This window comes from Luteitalea sp. (assembly GCA_009377605.1).
Classification (GTDB): Bacteria; Acidobacteriota; Vicinamibacteria; order Vicinamibacterales; family Vicinamibacteraceae; genus WHTT01.
Window position 1 is genome coordinate 289 of the sequence record WHTT01000045.1, and the last position, 15,955, is coordinate 16,243.

A 15,955-nucleotide genomic window follows, 5' to 3' on the forward strand; every position below is an offset into this window, starting at 1 on the left:
CGCTCTCGACGCCAGACGGCCAGACGGCAAGCGTCGACGTCTCGGCGCTGGCGGGCGTGCTCGAGTACCAGCCGCAGGAATGCACGTTCACCGCGGGTGCTGCCACGCCCGTCTCTGAGATCGAGGCGCTCCTCGCCCAGCATGGACAGTACATGCCGTTCGATCCGCCCTTCGGCAGGCGCGGCGCCACGTTGGGTGGGACGGTTGCGTCCGGCCTCAGTGGGCCGCTCCGCTATCGGTACGGTGGGGTCCGAGACTTTCTGCTCGGCGCGCGCTTTGTCGATGGCGAAGGGCAGATCGTCCGCAGTGGGGGCAAGGTGGTCAAGAACGCCGCCGGCTTCTACTTGCACCATCTCTTGATTGGCACCTGTGGCGTGCTCGGCATCCTGGTCGATCTCACGTTCAAGGTCTTCCCGGGACCGGAGGCATACGGCACGGTTGTGGCCTCCTACTCGACGTTGGCAGATGGCTTGATGGCTCTGGATGGACTTCGCCGCTCCCCGTTCGAGCCGGCGGCCGTCGAGCTCGTTCCATTGGGTGACGGCGGCAGCTCTTTGTACATTCGGCTCGCTGGCGCCGCCGAGGCGCTGCCTGCCCGCGCCGACCAGTTGGAGCGGCAGGTCAAGGGGGCCACAGAGCGATTGCACGGGGTCGTCGAGGAGAGCTTCTGGCGCGATGCCCGCGATCTCTCCTGGGTGGCGGCCGGCGTCGCACTCGTCAAGGTCCCGGTCACGCCCGGATGCATTGCGAGCCTTGATGAGACGCTGGCGAAGCACGACGCCGGGCGACGCTACGGCGCCGGTGGGGACGTTGCATGGATCGGATGGCCAGGCTCGCTGACCACGCTGCATACCGTGCTCGAGGCGTCCCGATTGTCCGGGCTCGTCATCGCGGATCGGACTGACGCGCGAGAGCCGCGAGGTGACGTGCTGCTCGGCATACGGTCGGGCGAGCCGTTCCTCGCGCGGGCGCGCCAAGCGTTGGATCCCAATGGACGCTTCACTGCTCGGCCCGGCCTTGCGCGCGGCACCGACGGACCCGGCGATAACGCTCCGCGGTCAGTCGAGTTGGATGCTGGGTCCTGACTTCGGATAACCTGGTCCGATTGTGCTGCACCGTATCGATGTAAGCCAGCTCGGTCCGCAGGGAGACGCCATGGCGCGCGCCGTGGCCACATGCGTCCACTGCGGGTTTTGTCTTCCAGCGTGCCCGACGTATCGCGTGCTCGGCGAGGAGATGGACTCGCCGCGCGGTCGCATCTTCCTGATGAAAGGCGTCCTCGAGGGCGATGTCGCGCTCAGCGAGGTCGTGCCGCACGTCGATCGCTGTCTGGGGTGCCTGGCCTGCGTGCCCGCCTGCCCATCGGGCGTCGCCTATGGAGACTTGCTGACGCCGTTTCGCGCGCACGTCGAGCCCGAGCGCGCGCGAAGCGTCAACGAGCGGCTTCGCCGGGCGCTCGTCCTGGGGACGCTCCCGTACGCGTGGCGCTTTCGGCAGGCCATGCGGCTGGGCCGGTTTGCTGGTTGGCTGCGCGCGATCGTGCCTCGTGGTCTGCGGCCGATGCTCGACATGGTCCCGGAACGGCTTCCACCCGCACAGCCGCTGCCGTCGATGCATCCAGCGCAGGGCACTCGCCGGGCGAGAGTGGCTCTGCTGGCGGGCTGTGCACAGCAGGTGCTGGCGCCCGAGATCGGGTGGGCGGCACTGCGCGTTCTGGCGCGGGCAGGCGTGGAGGTGGTCGTGCCGCCGAAGCAAGGCTGCTGCGGCGCGCTCGCCATGCACGTGGGAGAGGCGGACCAGGCGCGGCGCCTGGCACGGCGGAACTTGCGTGCGTTTCCGACCGACGTCGACGCGATCATCACCACCGCGGCGGGCTGCGGTTCAGGGATGCACGAGTACAGTCTCTTGTTCAAAGGCCTCGCCGAGGAGAGCGACGCCGAGCGGCTGGCCTCCCAGGTCACCGATGTGACAGTCTTCCTGGAACAGCTTGACCTTGGCGACCTTCCCCCGCTGCCCGCGCCTCTGCGGGTCGCCTATCATGATGCCTGCCATCTCGTGAACGCACAGGGCGTCAGCGCCGCTCCCCGCGCGCTGCTGGGCCGCATCCCCAATCTCACGCTGGTCAAGATGCCGGAGCCCGGTATGTGTTGTGGCTCGGCAGGGACGTACAACATCGACCAACCCGAGATCGCTCATGAGCTTGGTCAGCGCAAGGCAAAGGGGGCTCTCGCGGCGGATGCGCAAGCGGTCGCGACCGGCAATATCGGCTGCGTGATGCAGCTTCGCACGCATCTGGCCGCGCTGGGCGCGCGCCTGCCTGTCTATCACACAATCGAGATCGTGGATCGAGCTCTCACACAGGGGGTCAGGGGTCAGGATTAGTAAGGGCGGGGATCGGGGCAGGCATTCGGCCCAGGGCACGGGGCACGGGGCACGGGGCACGGAGCAAAGGGGAAGGCGAGAGAGGGCATGGTGATCGTGACCGGAGCTGCCGGGTTCATCGGCAGCAACCTTGTCAAGGCGCTGAACGCGCGGGGCGAGACCGACATCATCGCCGTCGATGATCCGGCTCGTGGACCAGCGCCAGTGAACCTGGCGGGCTGTCGGATCAGCGATTATCTCGACAAGGCGGAGTTCGTCGATCGCTTTGTCCGTGGTCGCGTCGCTGGTGTGCGGGTCCTGTTTCACGAAGGCGCATGCTCGGACACGATGGAGACCGACCGGCGCTATGTCATGGACAACAACCTGGGCTATAGTCGCCGGTTGCTCGAGGCATGCACGACTCAACGTATCCCGCTGATCTATGCTTCGTCTGCTGCCGTTTACGGCCGCTCCGACACGTTTGTCGAATCAGTGGAGCACGAGCGTCCGCTCAACCTGTACGGTGAGTCGAAGCACCTGTTCGATCAAGTGATCCGCGACGTATTGCGGGAGGCATCGGGAAGGCCTGCCAGCCAGATCGTCGGGCTGCGCTACTTCAACGTGTACGGACCTCGTGAAGCACACAAGGGCCGGATGGCATCCGTGGCGTTTCACAGCTTCAACCAGTTCCGGGCGGAGGGAAGGGTCAAGCTGTTTGCAGCCTACGGGGGATTCGGTCCTGGCCAACAGATGCGCGATTTCGTCTCGGTCGACGATGTGGTTGCCGTCAATCTGTATTTCCTGGATCGTCCAGGGCTGTCCGGCATCTTCAATGTGGGCACTGGTGTGGCGCGACCGTTCAACGACGTCGCGGCGACGGTGGTGAACGCGCTGCGACGCGCAGAGGGCGATCCGCCCATGTCACTCGACGCACTGGTACGGGATGGGCTGATTGAATACATTTCGTTTCCAGACGGCTTGCGCGGGACGTACCAGTGCTTCACGCAGGCAGACATCGGCAGGCTACGTGCGGCCGGATATACGGCGCCTTTCGCGGACGTCAAGCAGGGCGTAGGACGTTATTGCGAATGGCTCCTCCAGACGACAATGCATCCGGCGTGACACTGTGCGCCTTCCGCGCGCCCGACCTGAAGGTCGGGCCTACAAGGTCTGCGAATGTATGCCCGACAGATGTAAGCCCGACCTTTAGGTCGGGCAACGAGGGCACTCGCTCCGATATACTCGACACCGACACTGACCACTCCTCATGTTCAAGCGCCAAACTGCCGGATCGGTCGTCTGCATTTCCTGCGGCTCGCTCGTCGGCGTGAACGACGCCCGTTGCTATACCTGCGGTCAGAGAAATCCGGGGCTCTGGGGCTACGCACCGCTCGTCCGAAATCTCGGCCGCGACGTGGGCTTCACGTCGCTGGTGATTGGGGCTTCAGTCGCGCTCTACGTGATCAGCTTGCTGTTGTCGGGCCCGAACATCCGCATGGGCGGCATGATGTCGTTTCTCGCGCCGAGCCTCGAGGCGCTCTTCTTGCTTGGCGCGAGCGGTGCCATGCCGGTCGTGTATGGCGGCGCGTGGTGGACGGTGCTGAGCGCAGGCTGGCTGCACGGCGGCTTGATACACATCTTGTTCAACGTGCTGTGGATACGGCAGCTCGCGCCGGCCACGGGCGAAGCCTTCGGCCCTGGACGGATGATCATCATCTACGTGGTGGCTGGTGCCTGCGGGTTCTTCTTGAGCAGCATGGCAGGCTATTACCTGGCGGCCATGCCGCTGTTCTTGGCTGGATCGCAGTTCACGGTGGGCGCCTCCGCTTCCATCTTCGGTCTCCTCGGTGCGCTGATGTGCTACGGGCGCCGCACGGGCAGCTCGATGATTCACCGTGAGGCCAAGCTGTATGCCGTCATGCTGTTCATCTTCGGCTTGATCATGCCGGGTGTGGACAACTACGCACACGCCGGCGGCTTCGTCGGGGGCTACGTCATAGCCGAGATGCTGAAGCCGCTCGAACCGGAGCGGGTGACGCACGTGCTGGTCGCGCTTGGGCTGCTGGTGACCACCCTCCTCGCAATCCTCGCCTCGGTGATCACCGGTGTGCAGGTTCTCGGCAGGTAGGGCGCGTTCGGCGAACGCCCTGGATGTGATCAAGACGGCCGACCATGTCATCGACCTGGGGCCAGACGGTGGGCACGGCGGCGGCGAGGTCGTCGCGACCGGCACGCCGGAGGAGATCGCCGCCTGCCCCGCATCGCACACCGGGGCATTCCTGAAGGCGCACCTCGCCAGATAGCCCCCTGGCGACGCGGGTGGGCGCTCAGACAACGGATCCCAGGGCGGCCTTCATCACAGCCGCCGCCTGAGAAAAGGGACCGAGGACCATTTCGGCAGTGAAAGGTACCCGGCTCGGGAGCTTTTTTCGGCGCTCTTGTGCGCCCGCCCCCCAATGCTCTAGTATTACGGTCGTGGCCGTATACGGTCGTGGCCGTATACGGTCGTGGCCATATACGGTCGTGACCGTATACGGTCGTGACCGTAATAGTAGGGGAGGGTGCCCTCGTGGCCCAGCTCGACGGCCCAATCATGGACCGGGAGGAAGAGGTCCAGCGGCTTCGTGCGCTGCTCACCAGAAAAGAACCGCAGCTCGTGCTGATGTACGGCCGGCGTCGGGTGGGGAAGACGTACCTTCTGAGTCGAGCCTGGAATGGTGAGAGAATCTCGACTTTCTATTTCACGGCTTCCGAGACTACGCCCGCACAGAACCGCCAGGCCTTGCTCGACGCGTTCGCCAGTTGGTCTGGTGAGAACGTTCATGCAGAGGACTATCCAACGTGGCGGAGCGTATTCCGGCTCCTGCTCGATCATCGCGCTCGCGAACGTCTCGTCATCACTATCGACGAGTTCCAGTACCTGGGGGAGAGCTCGAGAGACCTCAAGGCGGTGGCCTCCGAGCTCAATGCGGCCTGGGAGATGCGGCGCCCGGCTCGACCGATGTTATTCATCATTGCGGGATCCGCGGTCAGGACGCTCGAGAGCCTGAACGCTGGCGGATCGCCGCTCTACGGTCGCGTTGCCTGGCAAGCGCGGCTTCGCCCCTTCAACTATTGGTACGCCGGGCAGCTCTCTGGCTTCACGGACCTCCGCGATCGGGCATGCGCATACGGCATCTTCGGCGGTGTCCCCCGCTATCTGGCCCCCGTCGATCCAAGCCGCTCGTTGGCGAAGAACGTGACGGACCTCGTGCTCGCGCCGTCGGGCGAGGTGCGCGAACTGGTCCAGACGGCACTCCTTCAGGAACAGGGCCTCCGTGAAATCCCGAAGTACGCCGCCATCCTTCGCGCGATCGGTGCCGGACGCACCGACTTCAACGAGATTGCCCAGGGTACCGGTCTCGCCGCAGACTCCTCGCTCCGCGAGAAGATAGACCGTCTCATCGCGCTCGACTACGTCCGGTCGGGCCGCAATCTTGGGGCTGGGCCCAGGGAGCCGTATCGCTATCGTGTCTCTGATCCTGCGATGCGCTTCTACTACGATCTCGTTGCGCCATTCGAGAGCATGCTCGCCACCCAGAGCCCGGCCGCCGTCTGGCGGCAGCGTATCGTCCGAACGCTGGACACATATATGGGACTGATCTTCGAAGCCATCGCGGAAGAAGCGTTCTACCGCCTCGCCGAGCCCCTTGGCCTTCCCCTCGTGCGGGAATGGGGACGCTGGGAGGGGCGTGACCGCGAGCGACAACCGCTGGAGGTGGACATCGCCAGCTCCCTTCTGGATGGGCGGGTCATGACCGGAGCGGTGAAGTGGAATCGGAAGCCCCTGGATGTGGAGGTGCACACGAAGCATCTCAACATGCTCGATCGTCTCGCGGAAGCGGGGATTGGTTGGGCGCGTGATGCGCGTAAACCGACTGCTCCTCTCTTGTACGTTGCTGCTGGTGGGTTCACGGACCGCTTCCGCCGTGCAGCCCAGGCCACGAGGGATGAAGTCTATCTCTGGACGCTCGACGACCTGTACCAGACTGCGTAGGGAGAAAAAGGAACCGGGTACCTTTTTGGGACGGAAAAGGTACCCGGTTCCTTTTCTAGGCTGGCGGCCGGCGACGCTTCGTGGCCTGCTCGAACGCGTAGGCGATCTCGATCAGCTGCGGCTCGCTGCAAGCCATGCCGGTGAAGCTCACACCAAACGGCGAGGGCTTGGCGTCGAAGCCGGTAGGAAACGATGGCGTGGGAGCGTTGGGCACCATGCCAAACGGGACGATGACCGTCGGATAGCCAGGCTTGGCGGCGATTGCGGCGCCACGCGATGCAGGAAAGAGCAGCGCGTCGAGGCGATGCGCTTTCATTGCCGCGTCGATACCGCGCGTACCCGTGAGCGCGAGGTCCTTGGCTCGATCCGATTCATAGCGTGCGCGGTCCTTCTCGACGTCCATCTCATCGGAGATGTCGAGCTGCGCCTGGCCGTATTTGATCGCCGCCCGTGACGAGTGCTCGAGGTTGAAGATCCGAAGCTCCGTAAGTGTCTTCACGGGCGCGTCGGTGCCGAGCGTTGCGAGCCACTTGTTAAAGTCGCGCTTCATGCCGTACTTGAAGACGGAGGAGCAGTTGGCGTCGTTCCCCTTGCGATCATCACCTGAGCACGTTCCCCACCTCAAGAAATTGCGCTTCGGATCCGGATCCACGATGCTCGGGATGTCGGTGGGATCGACGATGAGCGCGCCCTCACGCTTCAGCACCTCAATGGCGTCGGCCATCACTGCGGCTTGCTCCCGATTGAGCCCACCCCGGGCCTCCTTCGCGCCAGGCGGCGTGACCTCGTCATAGTAGAAGGCGCGCGGGATCCCGATCCGCGCGCCCTCGAGCCCTTCCCGCTTCAGATATGGCGTGTAGTCGCGGCCTGGTGGCGGACTGCAGCGCTTCGTGGCCGGATCGTTGGGATCGGGCGCCGCGCCCTCGAGCACGCCGAGTAGGACGGCGGCGTCGGTGACGGTCTTGGCCATCGGTCCTGCGGTGTCCTGGTCTGCCGTGATGGGGATGATGCCGTAGCGGCTGATGCGCCCAACGGTGGGCTTGATTCCCACGAGCATGGTTTGGTTCGACGGGCTCAAGATGGAGCCGGATGTCTCGGTGCCGACGTTGGCCGCCCAGAAGTTCGCGGCGGTGCCGATACCGGAGCTCGATCCTCCCGTGGAGAGCGCAGGGCGTCCGTCGCCGCTCTCCTCTCGTGGGTCACGGCGCGGGTCGTAGGGGTTCAGGCCGTAGCCGGCCAGCGCGCTATAGTTGGCAGGCATCCCGCTGGCCACCCAATTGGCGAGCTCCGTCAGCACAGTCTTCGCGATGATGATGGCGCCCGCATCCTCGAGATGTTTCGCGAGCGTGGCGTCGTAGGGCGGTGTGAAGCGTTCGAAGGCAACCGCGCCGCCGGTTGTGGGCATGCTTGTCGTGTGGATGATGTCTTTGAGCGCGATGGGAATGCCGTGCAGCGGGCCACGCACCTTCCCTTGGGCGCGCTCGCGATCCACCAGCTCCGCCTGCTCGAGGGCCTTGGGGTTCACCGCGATCGTGGCGTTCAGCGTGTCGTTGTAGAGCGCGATGCGCGTGAGGTACTGAATCACGAGCGCTTGCGCCGTCACACGGCCATCCTCCATCGCCTGACGCATCTCGGGGATGGTGGCTTCGACGACGCTGAACGGTTTCGCGTCGGCGGCGCCACTACGCTCCGTTTCTGACGCCGGTGAGCATGCGCCGATCGTCACGGCCACGAGTACTCCAAACAGGGTAGCTCGGAATCGCATCACTGATAGGCTCCACAGGGGCAGGGTGGGCGCAGTATACTCGGTCCCGCCCGGAGAAGCTCGACCAGGGGCACCCACGTGAGAAGAACATGTCCCACACACGGCTCCTAGGGCTCGTTGCGGCGTTGCTTGCGTCAGGATGCAGCGCCGCCTCGTCGAGCGCCGAAGCAGACCTGGTCCTCCGCAACGGCCGGATTGAAACGATGGACCCGGCAAGGCCAGAGGTGCAGGCGGTTGCGACGGCGGCAGACAAGATCGTCGCGGTCGGAACGAACGAGGAGGTCGCACGCTTTGTGGGCCCCGACACCGAGGTCGTCGACCTCGGGGGCCGATTGGCGATCCCGGGCTTCATCGAGAGCCATGGGCATTTCATGGGTCTCGGTCAGGCAAGAATGACCCTCGATCTCACGAAGGCGCGCACATGGAGCGACATCGTCACAATGGTGGCAGCAGCGGCGAGAGAGGCTTCGCCGGGTGAATGGATCACCGGGCGCGGCTGGCATCAGGAACGCTGGCGCGATGTTCCCGAGCCGAACGTCGATGGCGTGCCGCTGCACGGTGAGCTGTCGCGCGTGAGTCCCAACAACCCGGTCTTGTTGGGGCACGCCAGCGGGCACGCCGCGTTCGCCAATGCGATGGCGCTCCGGCTGGCGGGCATTACCGCGCGCACGAAGAATCCGCCAGGTGGAGAGATCGTGCGAGACCGTGATGGTCAGCCAACCGGACTCCTGCGCGAGACGGCGCAGCGCCCTGTGCGCGCGACCATGGCGAAGGTACAGGCGGCCCGCGATCGTTCCGTCATCGACGCGGAGCAGCGACGTCAGGTCGCGCTTGCCGGGGAGGAAGCGCTCGCCAAGGGCGTGACGTCGTTCCATGACGCAGGGGCCTCGTTCGACACCATCGACTTCTTCAAGAAGCTTGCAGACGAGGGCAAGCTGCCGGTCCGGCTCTACGTCATGGTCCGCCATGAGACCAACGACAGCATGGCGGAGAAGCTGCCGCGTTATCGCGTGATTGGCTACGGCAATCAGATGCTCACGGTCAGAGCCATCAAGCGGCAGATCGACGGCGCGTTGGGGCCGCACGGCGCATGGCTCCTCGAGCCGTACCTCGATATGCCAGACAGCACCGGGCTGACACTCGAGGATCCTGCCGACATTCGGCGCACGGCATCTCTCGCGGTCCAGCACGGATATCAGCTCAACACGCATGCGATTGGCGACAGAGCCAACCGCGAGGTCCTCAACATCTACGAAGAGGCGTTCCAGGCAAATCCAGAGAAGAAGGACTTGCGCTGGCGTATCGAGCACGCGCAGCACCTGGATCCTGCCGACATCCCGCGCTTCGCGCAGTTGGACGTCATCGCCGCCATGCAAGGTATCCATGCGACCTCCGACGGGCCCTGGGTGCTCGAACGTCTGGGACCGGAGCGCGCTCGATCAGGCGCCTATCAGTGGCGTGCGCTCCTCGATTCCGGCGTGGTCATTGCCAACGGCACGGACGTGCCCGTTGAGGACATCGATCCGATTGCCAGCGTCTACGCGTCGGTGACCCGTGAGTTGGAGGACGGCACGGCGTTCTATCCGGGACAGCGCATGACGCGCGAGGAGGCGCTTCGCTCCTACACGCTGCACGCCGCCCACGCCGCGTACGAGGAGGACATCAAGGGCTCGATCACCACCGGAAAGCTCGCCGACATCGTCGTGCTCTCCAAGGACATCATGCGCGTCCCGGCCGACGAGATCCGTTCCGCGCAGGTCGACCTGACGATTCTCGGCGGACGTGTTCGCTGGCGGAGAGAGTAAAAAGGAACCGGGTACCTTTTCGGGAGCGAAAAGGTACCCGGTTCCTTTTTCCGCTTACACTGGTTTCGAGGGGTATCCCGGAGGACGCATGTCTCCGATGCGAACAGTGCAGCACCAGATCAGAGAACGCGTATCGGTGCTCGTGGCGACTGCGATGCTGGCCTTGCTCGTGGCGTGCGCGACGAACCCGGTCACCGGTGAGCGCGAGTTCAACCTGATGAGCGAGGCCCAAGAGATCCAGATTGGCCAAGAGATGGACCCACAGGTCCAGCGCGAGTTCGGCATCTACGACGATGAGAGTCTGCAGAAGTACGTCGAGTCCATTGGCTTGCGCATGGCAAAGGCGTCGGAGCGACCGGATCTGCCGTGGCACTTCACGGTCGTGGACTCGCCCGCGATCAATGCGTTCGCCCTCCCTGGCGGCTACATCTACATCACCCGCGGCATCCTGGCCTACTTGAACGACGAGGCGGAGCTGGCCGGCGTGCTGGGGCACGAGATCGGCCACGTCACAGCGCGTCATGCCGCGCAGCAGTACACGCGGGCTACGGGCGCAGGCGCGGGCCTGACGCTCGCGAGCATCTTTCTGCCGGAGGTGCGCCCCTTTGGCCAGGCCGCGGAGGCCAGCCTTGGCCTGCTTTTCCTGAGACATGGCCGAGACGACGAGTTGCAGGCAGATCAACTCGGGGCGACGTACGCGTCACATGAAGGATGGGATCCGCAGGGCGTGCCTGGCATGCTGAACACGCTCGGCCGCGTTTCAGAGGAACAGGGCAAGGATGGCACACCCAACTGGCTCCTGACGCATCCTCAGCCGGAGGACCGCGTAGCAAGGATCCAGGACACGGTTCAGAAGCTCGGTGCCGAGGGTGGGGGACGCTGGACGACGGATCGCCAGGGCTTCCTGAAGCGCGTGGACGGCGTGATCTATGGTGACAATCCGCGCGAGGGCGTGGTGCGAGGAACGCAGTTCCTTCATCCTTCGCTGAGATTTCGCGTCACCTTCCCTGAAGGTTGGACCGTGCAGAACAGCCCGACACTGGTCGTGGCGCAGCCAAAGGGCGGGAACGCTGCGATGCAGCTCGATGTCATGGAGAAGGTGGCCGGACGCAACCTCGAGGAAGCCGTCGTGCAGGATATGCGCCGTGCAGGCTTCAAGCCGGTTGCTGGCGGATCCACCACGATCAACGGTCTATCCGCGGCACAGGGCACATTCCAGGGCCGGCTGCAGAACGTCGGGGACGCGGGTGTGCTGGCGACGTATATCCGCCACGCGAGCCGCGTATTCCGCGTGCTGGGCGTCGCACCGGCAAGCGCCTTCGAAACCGTGGGCGAGACGTTTCGCAAGACTGCGCGGTCCTTCGAGCCAATGAGCGAGGCCGACGCGGAGCGCATCCGTCCGAACGTCGTGCGTCTCCATACCGTGCGTTCCGGTGACACCTGGGAATCGATTGCCAAGGGGCCAGGCCATGGCATCGTCAACGCATCCACGCTCGCCGTCATGAACGGCACCAGTGCGAGCGAGGGGCCCCGAGCCGGCGAGGTCGTCAAGATTGTTGAAGAAGGATGAGCGGTATCACCACACGATCTCTGGCTTCGCGGTCTCGCTGCTCATGTGCATGGGCAACCGCCAGACGTGCGTGGCGTCACGGTCCGTGAAGTAGAGCGCGGACTCCGACGGCTCGAGAGGGTTGCCATCGGCCCACAACGCCCAGAACTGCGGGTGCGCGCGAAGCGGCCTGCGGGCGTAGGAGTGGTTCCGCTTGCCGTGAGTGAGGCGCTTGATCCGAGACCATGTGGCGCCTCGATCGCGCGACTCCCACAGCACGAGGTCGCCACCTGTTCCCCCCGGGTAGGCGCCTGGATCAGTTGGGGCCAAGAGCCGCCAGCGCCCACCCGGCTCGATGTACAACGACCCATGATCGTAGTTGTGATCGGAGGTCGTCACAGGCTGGATCTGCCAGGTCGCCGCCCGCCGATCCCACCGTGCCGTCTGCCACTCCCGCGGACCGCCAACCGGCCCGGGCCGATGATCGCGCGCGAGCAGGAATAAGATCACGGGCGAGCCATCCTGGTCCCCTTCCTGGTCCCATGTCACATCCTTCAAGTACACGAGCCGCTGTTCCGCCTGGTAGTCGTGCACCAGCGCGGGATTGTGCGCCGATCGCAACGGCAGATCGAGCGCCGCGCCGGCCGCCGTTCGCCAGGTCGAGCCCTCGTCTGCGGTCTCGGCGTAATACAAGTTCGTCCGGCGATTCAGCCCTGCCTCGCGGGCGTCGTCTGGATGCAGGTCGAACGCGGTTGCGACGCGGCGGCCGTTGCTCCAACTCACCTGATAGCTGCCCTCGCGCATGCGGGCGAAGAGCCGTGGCTTCGTCCAGCTCCGCGCGTCTGGGCTCGTCACGATGTGCAGGCTGCGGCCCCCGCTCTCGTAGCGCGTATGCAGCAACAGAAAGCCATCCGCGAGATGCCACGGCTGCGAGTACGAGAAGTAGGGCGCGGGCAAACGGTCGAACGCGTCGATCGAGTACGGCCGGCGGCTGCGATGGATGTAGGTCGGCCGCACCGGGCCGTGGGCGTTGGAGAAAACGTAGAGATAGCCTTCCTCGTCCATGGCCAACGTCGGGTTGTCATGTGCGTCGGTGGTGTTCTTGTCCAGCAGTCGCGTTGGACGCGGGACGCGGCCCGTGCGGTGATCGTAGTAGCTGACCATGTGCAGCAGCCGCTGGTCGTCGTCGGCCGCGCCGCCATAGACGAAGAACGTCTTCTCGGCTGCAGGAGCGTAGATGGCAATAGGCGCATGCTGTTGCGGGTAGGTCGCCATGCCACCGCTGTACTTGTAGCCATACTGATCACCCGTGGGTTGGTTCGCGTACCAGATGCCGCGGTATCCATCCTCCTTGACTGGCGGTGCCGTCTGTCCATCGGCGGTTCCCAGAATCGCGAGCATCGCCGCGGCAGTCGACCAGGCCGCACGCCTCAAAACTGCACTCCGAGCGACAGCTGAACGACACGCTCGCCGTCAACGCCAATGATCCGTCCAGCGAATGAGCCGCCGGCGCTCGTGATCACGCCGAAGTTCGCCCGGTCCAGGTCGGTCCGCGTCACAACCGCGACACTCCGTTCTCCAGGCGCAGGGGCGGGACGCCTTCGTGTGAGCCACGCATCATGATGCTAGTACGCCTGTGACGATACCATATTCAAGAAGCCGCGTTCCTCACCGTGCTTCCATGAACACGAACGTTACATCGTCGTCGAATCTGCCGGCGCCGCCGGTCCATTGCGTCAGCTCTCCGAGTGCTGCCGCCGCGAATTGCTCGGCGTCCGTGTGCTCGATGCGTGGCAGCCACTGGGCCACGCGCTCGCCGTCGAAGAACTGCCCGGCGCGATCGCGCGCTTCGGACACGCCATCCGAATAGAGGAGCAGACGATCCCCAGCCGCGAAGTGATCGACGGAAGCATTCGTGTACTGCGCGTCGGGGAACAAGCCGAGCATCAATCCATGCTCCGCTTGAACGTCCACCGTGGCGGCGCCGCGTCTGTGTAGCAGTGCCGGGGGGTGGCCTGCGTTGGCGATGGTGACGGCCCGGCGCTCCATGTCGACCACGGCGTAGACGGCCGTCACGTATGAATGTTCGAGATGCCGGCAGAGCACGTGATTCATGGAGGTGAGCACCTGCGCCGGATCGTCCGCCCGGTCCGCGTGCACGGAGAACGCAAGCTTGACCATGGATGCGACCAGCGCGGCGGGAATGCCGTGTCCCGAAACGTCGGCGACGAGGACGCCGAGACGGGACTCGCCAATCGTCACGACATCGTAAATGTCGCCGGCGACAGCGGCGGCGGGCACATACCTGGCGGCGACGTCGACGCCGGCAAGCGTCGGGAGCTGCCGCGGCAGGAGAGACAACTGGATGCGCCTTGCCGTTTCGAGCTCGCGCTGGACGCTGGCGAGCTCTGCCTGTTCACGAAACACCGATCGCGCAACCACGTATCCGATGCAGACGACGAAAACGAGCCACCCGATGTACTCGACGTTCGTGCCCGGCACCACGACTTGGCCCAGGTTCTGATTGACGATGAAGATGATGAATATCGCGCCTCCGGCCAATACGATTGGATCCGTCAGCAGAGTGCGCACCCCGCGGATTCGGTATGCATACCATACGTTTCCGATAGCGAGGGCCAACGCGATCAGTATGAGCGCACTGTTCAGCCTGGTTGCCGCAAAAGGCTGTTGCCACACGAGCTCCGTGACGATCGCGCCTACCGCGAAGGCCGTCATTATGAGTACGGCCCATCGAATCGAATCTCGCCAGCCGCGGCCGATGACGCTCTGCAGAAAAAGCGTGAACGGCACGTTGAGCGCGTACGTCACGACGGCGCTGACCCAGCTTTCGTGAACCTCCGTCATGCCAAGGGCTGCTCGAACCGGATCCTCGCCTACGAGCAGGCGCACCCCATAGAGTGCGCAGAACAGGCCGAATGTCAGGAGCGTTGTTGCGCCCCGCCAGAGCCACAGCGTGGCGGTGAACACCGACGCGGACCCGAGAGTAAGGATCGTCGCACCGATCAGAATCCCCGTGAGCTGCAAGCCGGTCATGCGGAGAGTATAGATGTGCCAGGCCGCCGGTGCGGGAGCCGTCGTAGAATGGTCCCGGCTGCGAATCGTACGGCTCTGTGGTTGGTAGGCCTGACCGCCTCCGCCACCGTCGGGTCCCGTCGGGACCCGACAAGCCAGTGCTGGCTGGCGGCCCGCATCTCGCGGGCCGCCGTGGCGGTCCGCCGAAGCTTTACGCGAAGGCGGAAGGCCTGCGCTACGGCTGTCAGCCGTAGTCGCGACTCAGACAACACATCCCATGACCAAGTCGCTTGCTATCTCGATGGTCCTTCTTGCCACCACGCTCACCGCGGCTCGTCCCGCGAAGGTGGTGATTGCACACCGTGGTGCTTCTGCGTACGCGCCCGAGAACACGCTCGCCGCCTTTCGTCTTGCGGCTGATCAGAAGGCGGACTACGTGGAGATCGACATCACCTTCACGCGCGACGGGCATCTCGTCGTCTTGCACGACGACACGCTCGAGCGCACGACCAACGTCGAGGACCTCTTTCCGGATCGCGGCCAGCCGGCCAACGCGGGCAGCGATGAGCGGCGCTGGCCGGTCAAGGACTTCACGCTCGAGGAGGTGCGGCGCCTCGATGCGGGCTCGTGGTTCGACCAGCGCTTTGCGGGCGAGCGCATTCCGACCTTCGAAGGAGCGGTTGATGCGGTGACGCCGCGCACGGGCCTTCTCATCGAGTTGAAGTCGCCCGACAAGCAGCGTGCCGCGGGCCGAGCGATGGAGCCGCTCGTGGCTGACGTGCTCCGCGCGCGCGATCTGGCCGGTGCGCCGCGCGACGAGGACCGCCCGCCGATCATCGTCCAGTCGTTCGACGAGGGTGGCGTGCGTGAGCTGGCGAAGTTGTTGCCAGACGTTCCGCGCGTGCTGCTCTTCTCGCCTCCAGCCGCGCCTCGCTGGACCAGCGCATCCGGCCTGAAAGAGGTCTCTGGCTTTGCGACCGGTATCGGTCCCAACAAGGACATCCTCGACAAAGACCCCGTGCTCGTGCGCCGCGCACACGAGCTCGGGCTGTTCGTGTTCGCATGGACGTACCGCGCCGAATCGACGGCCGAGCAGGAGACAGCTCGCGCCGCCATGCAGAGAGGGTTGACCATCCTGGGCCTCGACGGCGTCATCACGGACAACCCAGATCTCGGAAGATCTGGGGGGTAAGAGCAAAGGGGTCAAGGGGTCAAGGGGTCAAGGGACCAAGGGATCAAGGGACCAAGGGATCAAGGGGTCAAGGGATCAAGGGATCAAGGGAGGGTGGCTTCGGATCCCCGGTGCTGTTGCGGTTCTCGGCCTCTGACGTACGCGAAAGCCAAGCCCCGGACACTCGAGCAACCCTCTCTTCATCCCTTGATCCCTTGACCCCTTGACCCCTTGG

At 64.9% G+C, this 15,955-nt stretch carries 11 protein-coding genes and 1 pseudogene (1 of these 12 cut by a window edge); 9 read left to right on the forward strand and 3 right to left on the reverse strand.

Features of this window, described 5'->3' with window-relative positions:
- The 6 genes and pseudogenes from GEV06_15700 to GEV06_15725 form a co-directional block, all read left to right on the forward strand.
- Positions 1-1,085 (forward strand): annotated as a pseudogene (locus GEV06_15700) (FAD-binding protein); it begins 37 nt to the left of the window's first position.
- Positions 1,086-1,107: 22 nt separating this feature from the next.
- Complete coding sequence (locus tag GEV06_15705; GenBank protein MPZ19339.1) at positions 1,108-2,382, forward strand: 4Fe-4S dicluster domain-containing protein; 1,275 nt, start codon at positions 1,108-1,110, stop codon at positions 2,380-2,382.
- A gap of 87 nt (positions 2,383-2,469) precedes the next feature.
- Entirely contained in the window at positions 2,470-3,483 is a 1,014-nt protein-coding gene (gene rfaD, locus GEV06_15710; GenBank protein ID MPZ19340.1) for an ADP-glyceromanno-heptose 6-epimerase, read from the forward strand.
- Between the two features lie 145 nt (positions 3,484-3,628).
- Complete coding sequence (locus GEV06_15715) at positions 3,629-4,489, forward strand: rhomboid family intramembrane serine protease (protein ID MPZ19341.1); 861 nt, start codon at positions 3,629-3,631, stop codon at positions 4,487-4,489.
- A complete protein-coding gene (locus GEV06_15720) occupies positions 4,467-4,664 on the forward strand; it encodes a hypothetical protein (protein ID MPZ19342.1) in 198 nt (65 codons plus the stop codon). The genes GEV06_15715 and GEV06_15720 overlap by 23 nt, the downstream gene beginning before the upstream one ends.
- Before the next feature lie 266 nt (positions 4,665-4,930).
- Entirely contained in the window at positions 4,931-6,397 is a 1,467-nt protein-coding gene (locus GEV06_15725) for a hypothetical protein (GenBank protein ID MPZ19343.1), read from the forward strand.
- 55 nt (positions 6,398-6,452) lie between these two features.
- Here GEV06_15725 and GEV06_15730 read toward each other — a convergent pair whose 3' ends face one another.
- A complete protein-coding gene (locus GEV06_15730; GenBank protein MPZ19344.1) occupies positions 6,453-8,162 on the reverse strand; it encodes an amidase in 1,710 nt (569 codons plus the stop codon).
- Positions 8,163-8,251: 89 nt separating this feature from the next.
- On the opposite strand from GEV06_15730, the gene GEV06_15735 reads away from it, so the two are divergent.
- Positions 8,252-9,967 (forward strand): amidohydrolase family protein, encoded by a 1,716-nt coding sequence (locus GEV06_15735; GenBank protein ID MPZ19345.1) that lies wholly within the window; start codon positions 8,252-8,254, stop codon positions 9,965-9,967.
- An 88-nt stretch (positions 9,968-10,055) separates the two neighbouring features.
- Positions 10,056-11,537 carry a M48 family metalloprotease gene (locus GEV06_15740; GenBank protein MPZ19346.1) on the forward strand — a complete coding sequence of 494 codons (1,482 nt, stop codon included), beginning with the start codon at positions 10,056-10,058 and terminating at the stop codon, positions 11,535-11,537.
- A gap of 6 nt (positions 11,538-11,543) precedes the next feature.
- Here GEV06_15740 and GEV06_15745 read toward each other — a convergent pair whose 3' ends face one another.
- A complete protein-coding gene (locus tag GEV06_15745; GenBank protein MPZ19347.1) occupies positions 11,544-12,950 on the reverse strand; it encodes a hypothetical protein in 1,407 nt (468 codons plus the stop codon).
- A 234-nt stretch (positions 12,951-13,184) separates the two neighbouring features.
- On the reverse strand, positions 13,185-14,570 hold the full coding sequence (locus GEV06_15750; GenBank protein MPZ19348.1) for a SpoIIE family protein phosphatase: 1,386 nt from the start codon (positions 14,568-14,570) through the stop codon (positions 13,185-13,187).
- 256 nt (positions 14,571-14,826) lie between these two features.
- On the opposite strand from GEV06_15750, the gene GEV06_15755 reads away from it, so the two are divergent.
- Positions 14,827-15,741: a glycerophosphodiester phosphodiesterase gene (locus GEV06_15755; protein MPZ19349.1), complete on the forward strand. Its 915-nt coding sequence runs from the start codon at positions 14,827-14,829 to the stop codon at positions 15,739-15,741.
- Positions 15,742-15,955 lie beyond the last annotated feature (214 nt).

Coding starts and splice junctions, on each gene's coding strand:
- GEV06_15735 (MPZ19345.1), top strand. CDS start 8,252: ATGTCCCACACACGGCTCCTAGGGCTCGTTGCGGCGTTGCTTGCGTCA.
- GEV06_15755 (MPZ19349.1), top strand. CDS start 14,827: ATGACCAAGTCGCTTGCTATCTCGATGGTCCTTCTTGCCACCACGCTC.
- rfaD (MPZ19340.1), top strand. CDS start 2,470: ATGGTGATCGTGACCGGAGCTGCCGGGTTCATCGGCAGCAACCTTGTC.
- GEV06_15715 (MPZ19341.1), top strand. CDS start 3,629: ATGTTCAAGCGCCAAACTGCCGGATCGGTCGTCTGCATTTCCTGCGGC.
- GEV06_15740 (MPZ19346.1), top strand. CDS start 10,056: ATGTCTCCGATGCGAACAGTGCAGCACCAGATCAGAGAACGCGTATCG.
- GEV06_15730 (MPZ19344.1), bottom strand. CDS start 8,162: ATGCGATTCCGAGCTACCCTGTTTGGAGTACTCGTGGCCGTGACGATC.
- GEV06_15750 (MPZ19348.1), bottom strand. CDS start 14,570: ATGACCGGCTTGCAGCTCACGGGGATTCTGATCGGTGCGACGATCCTT.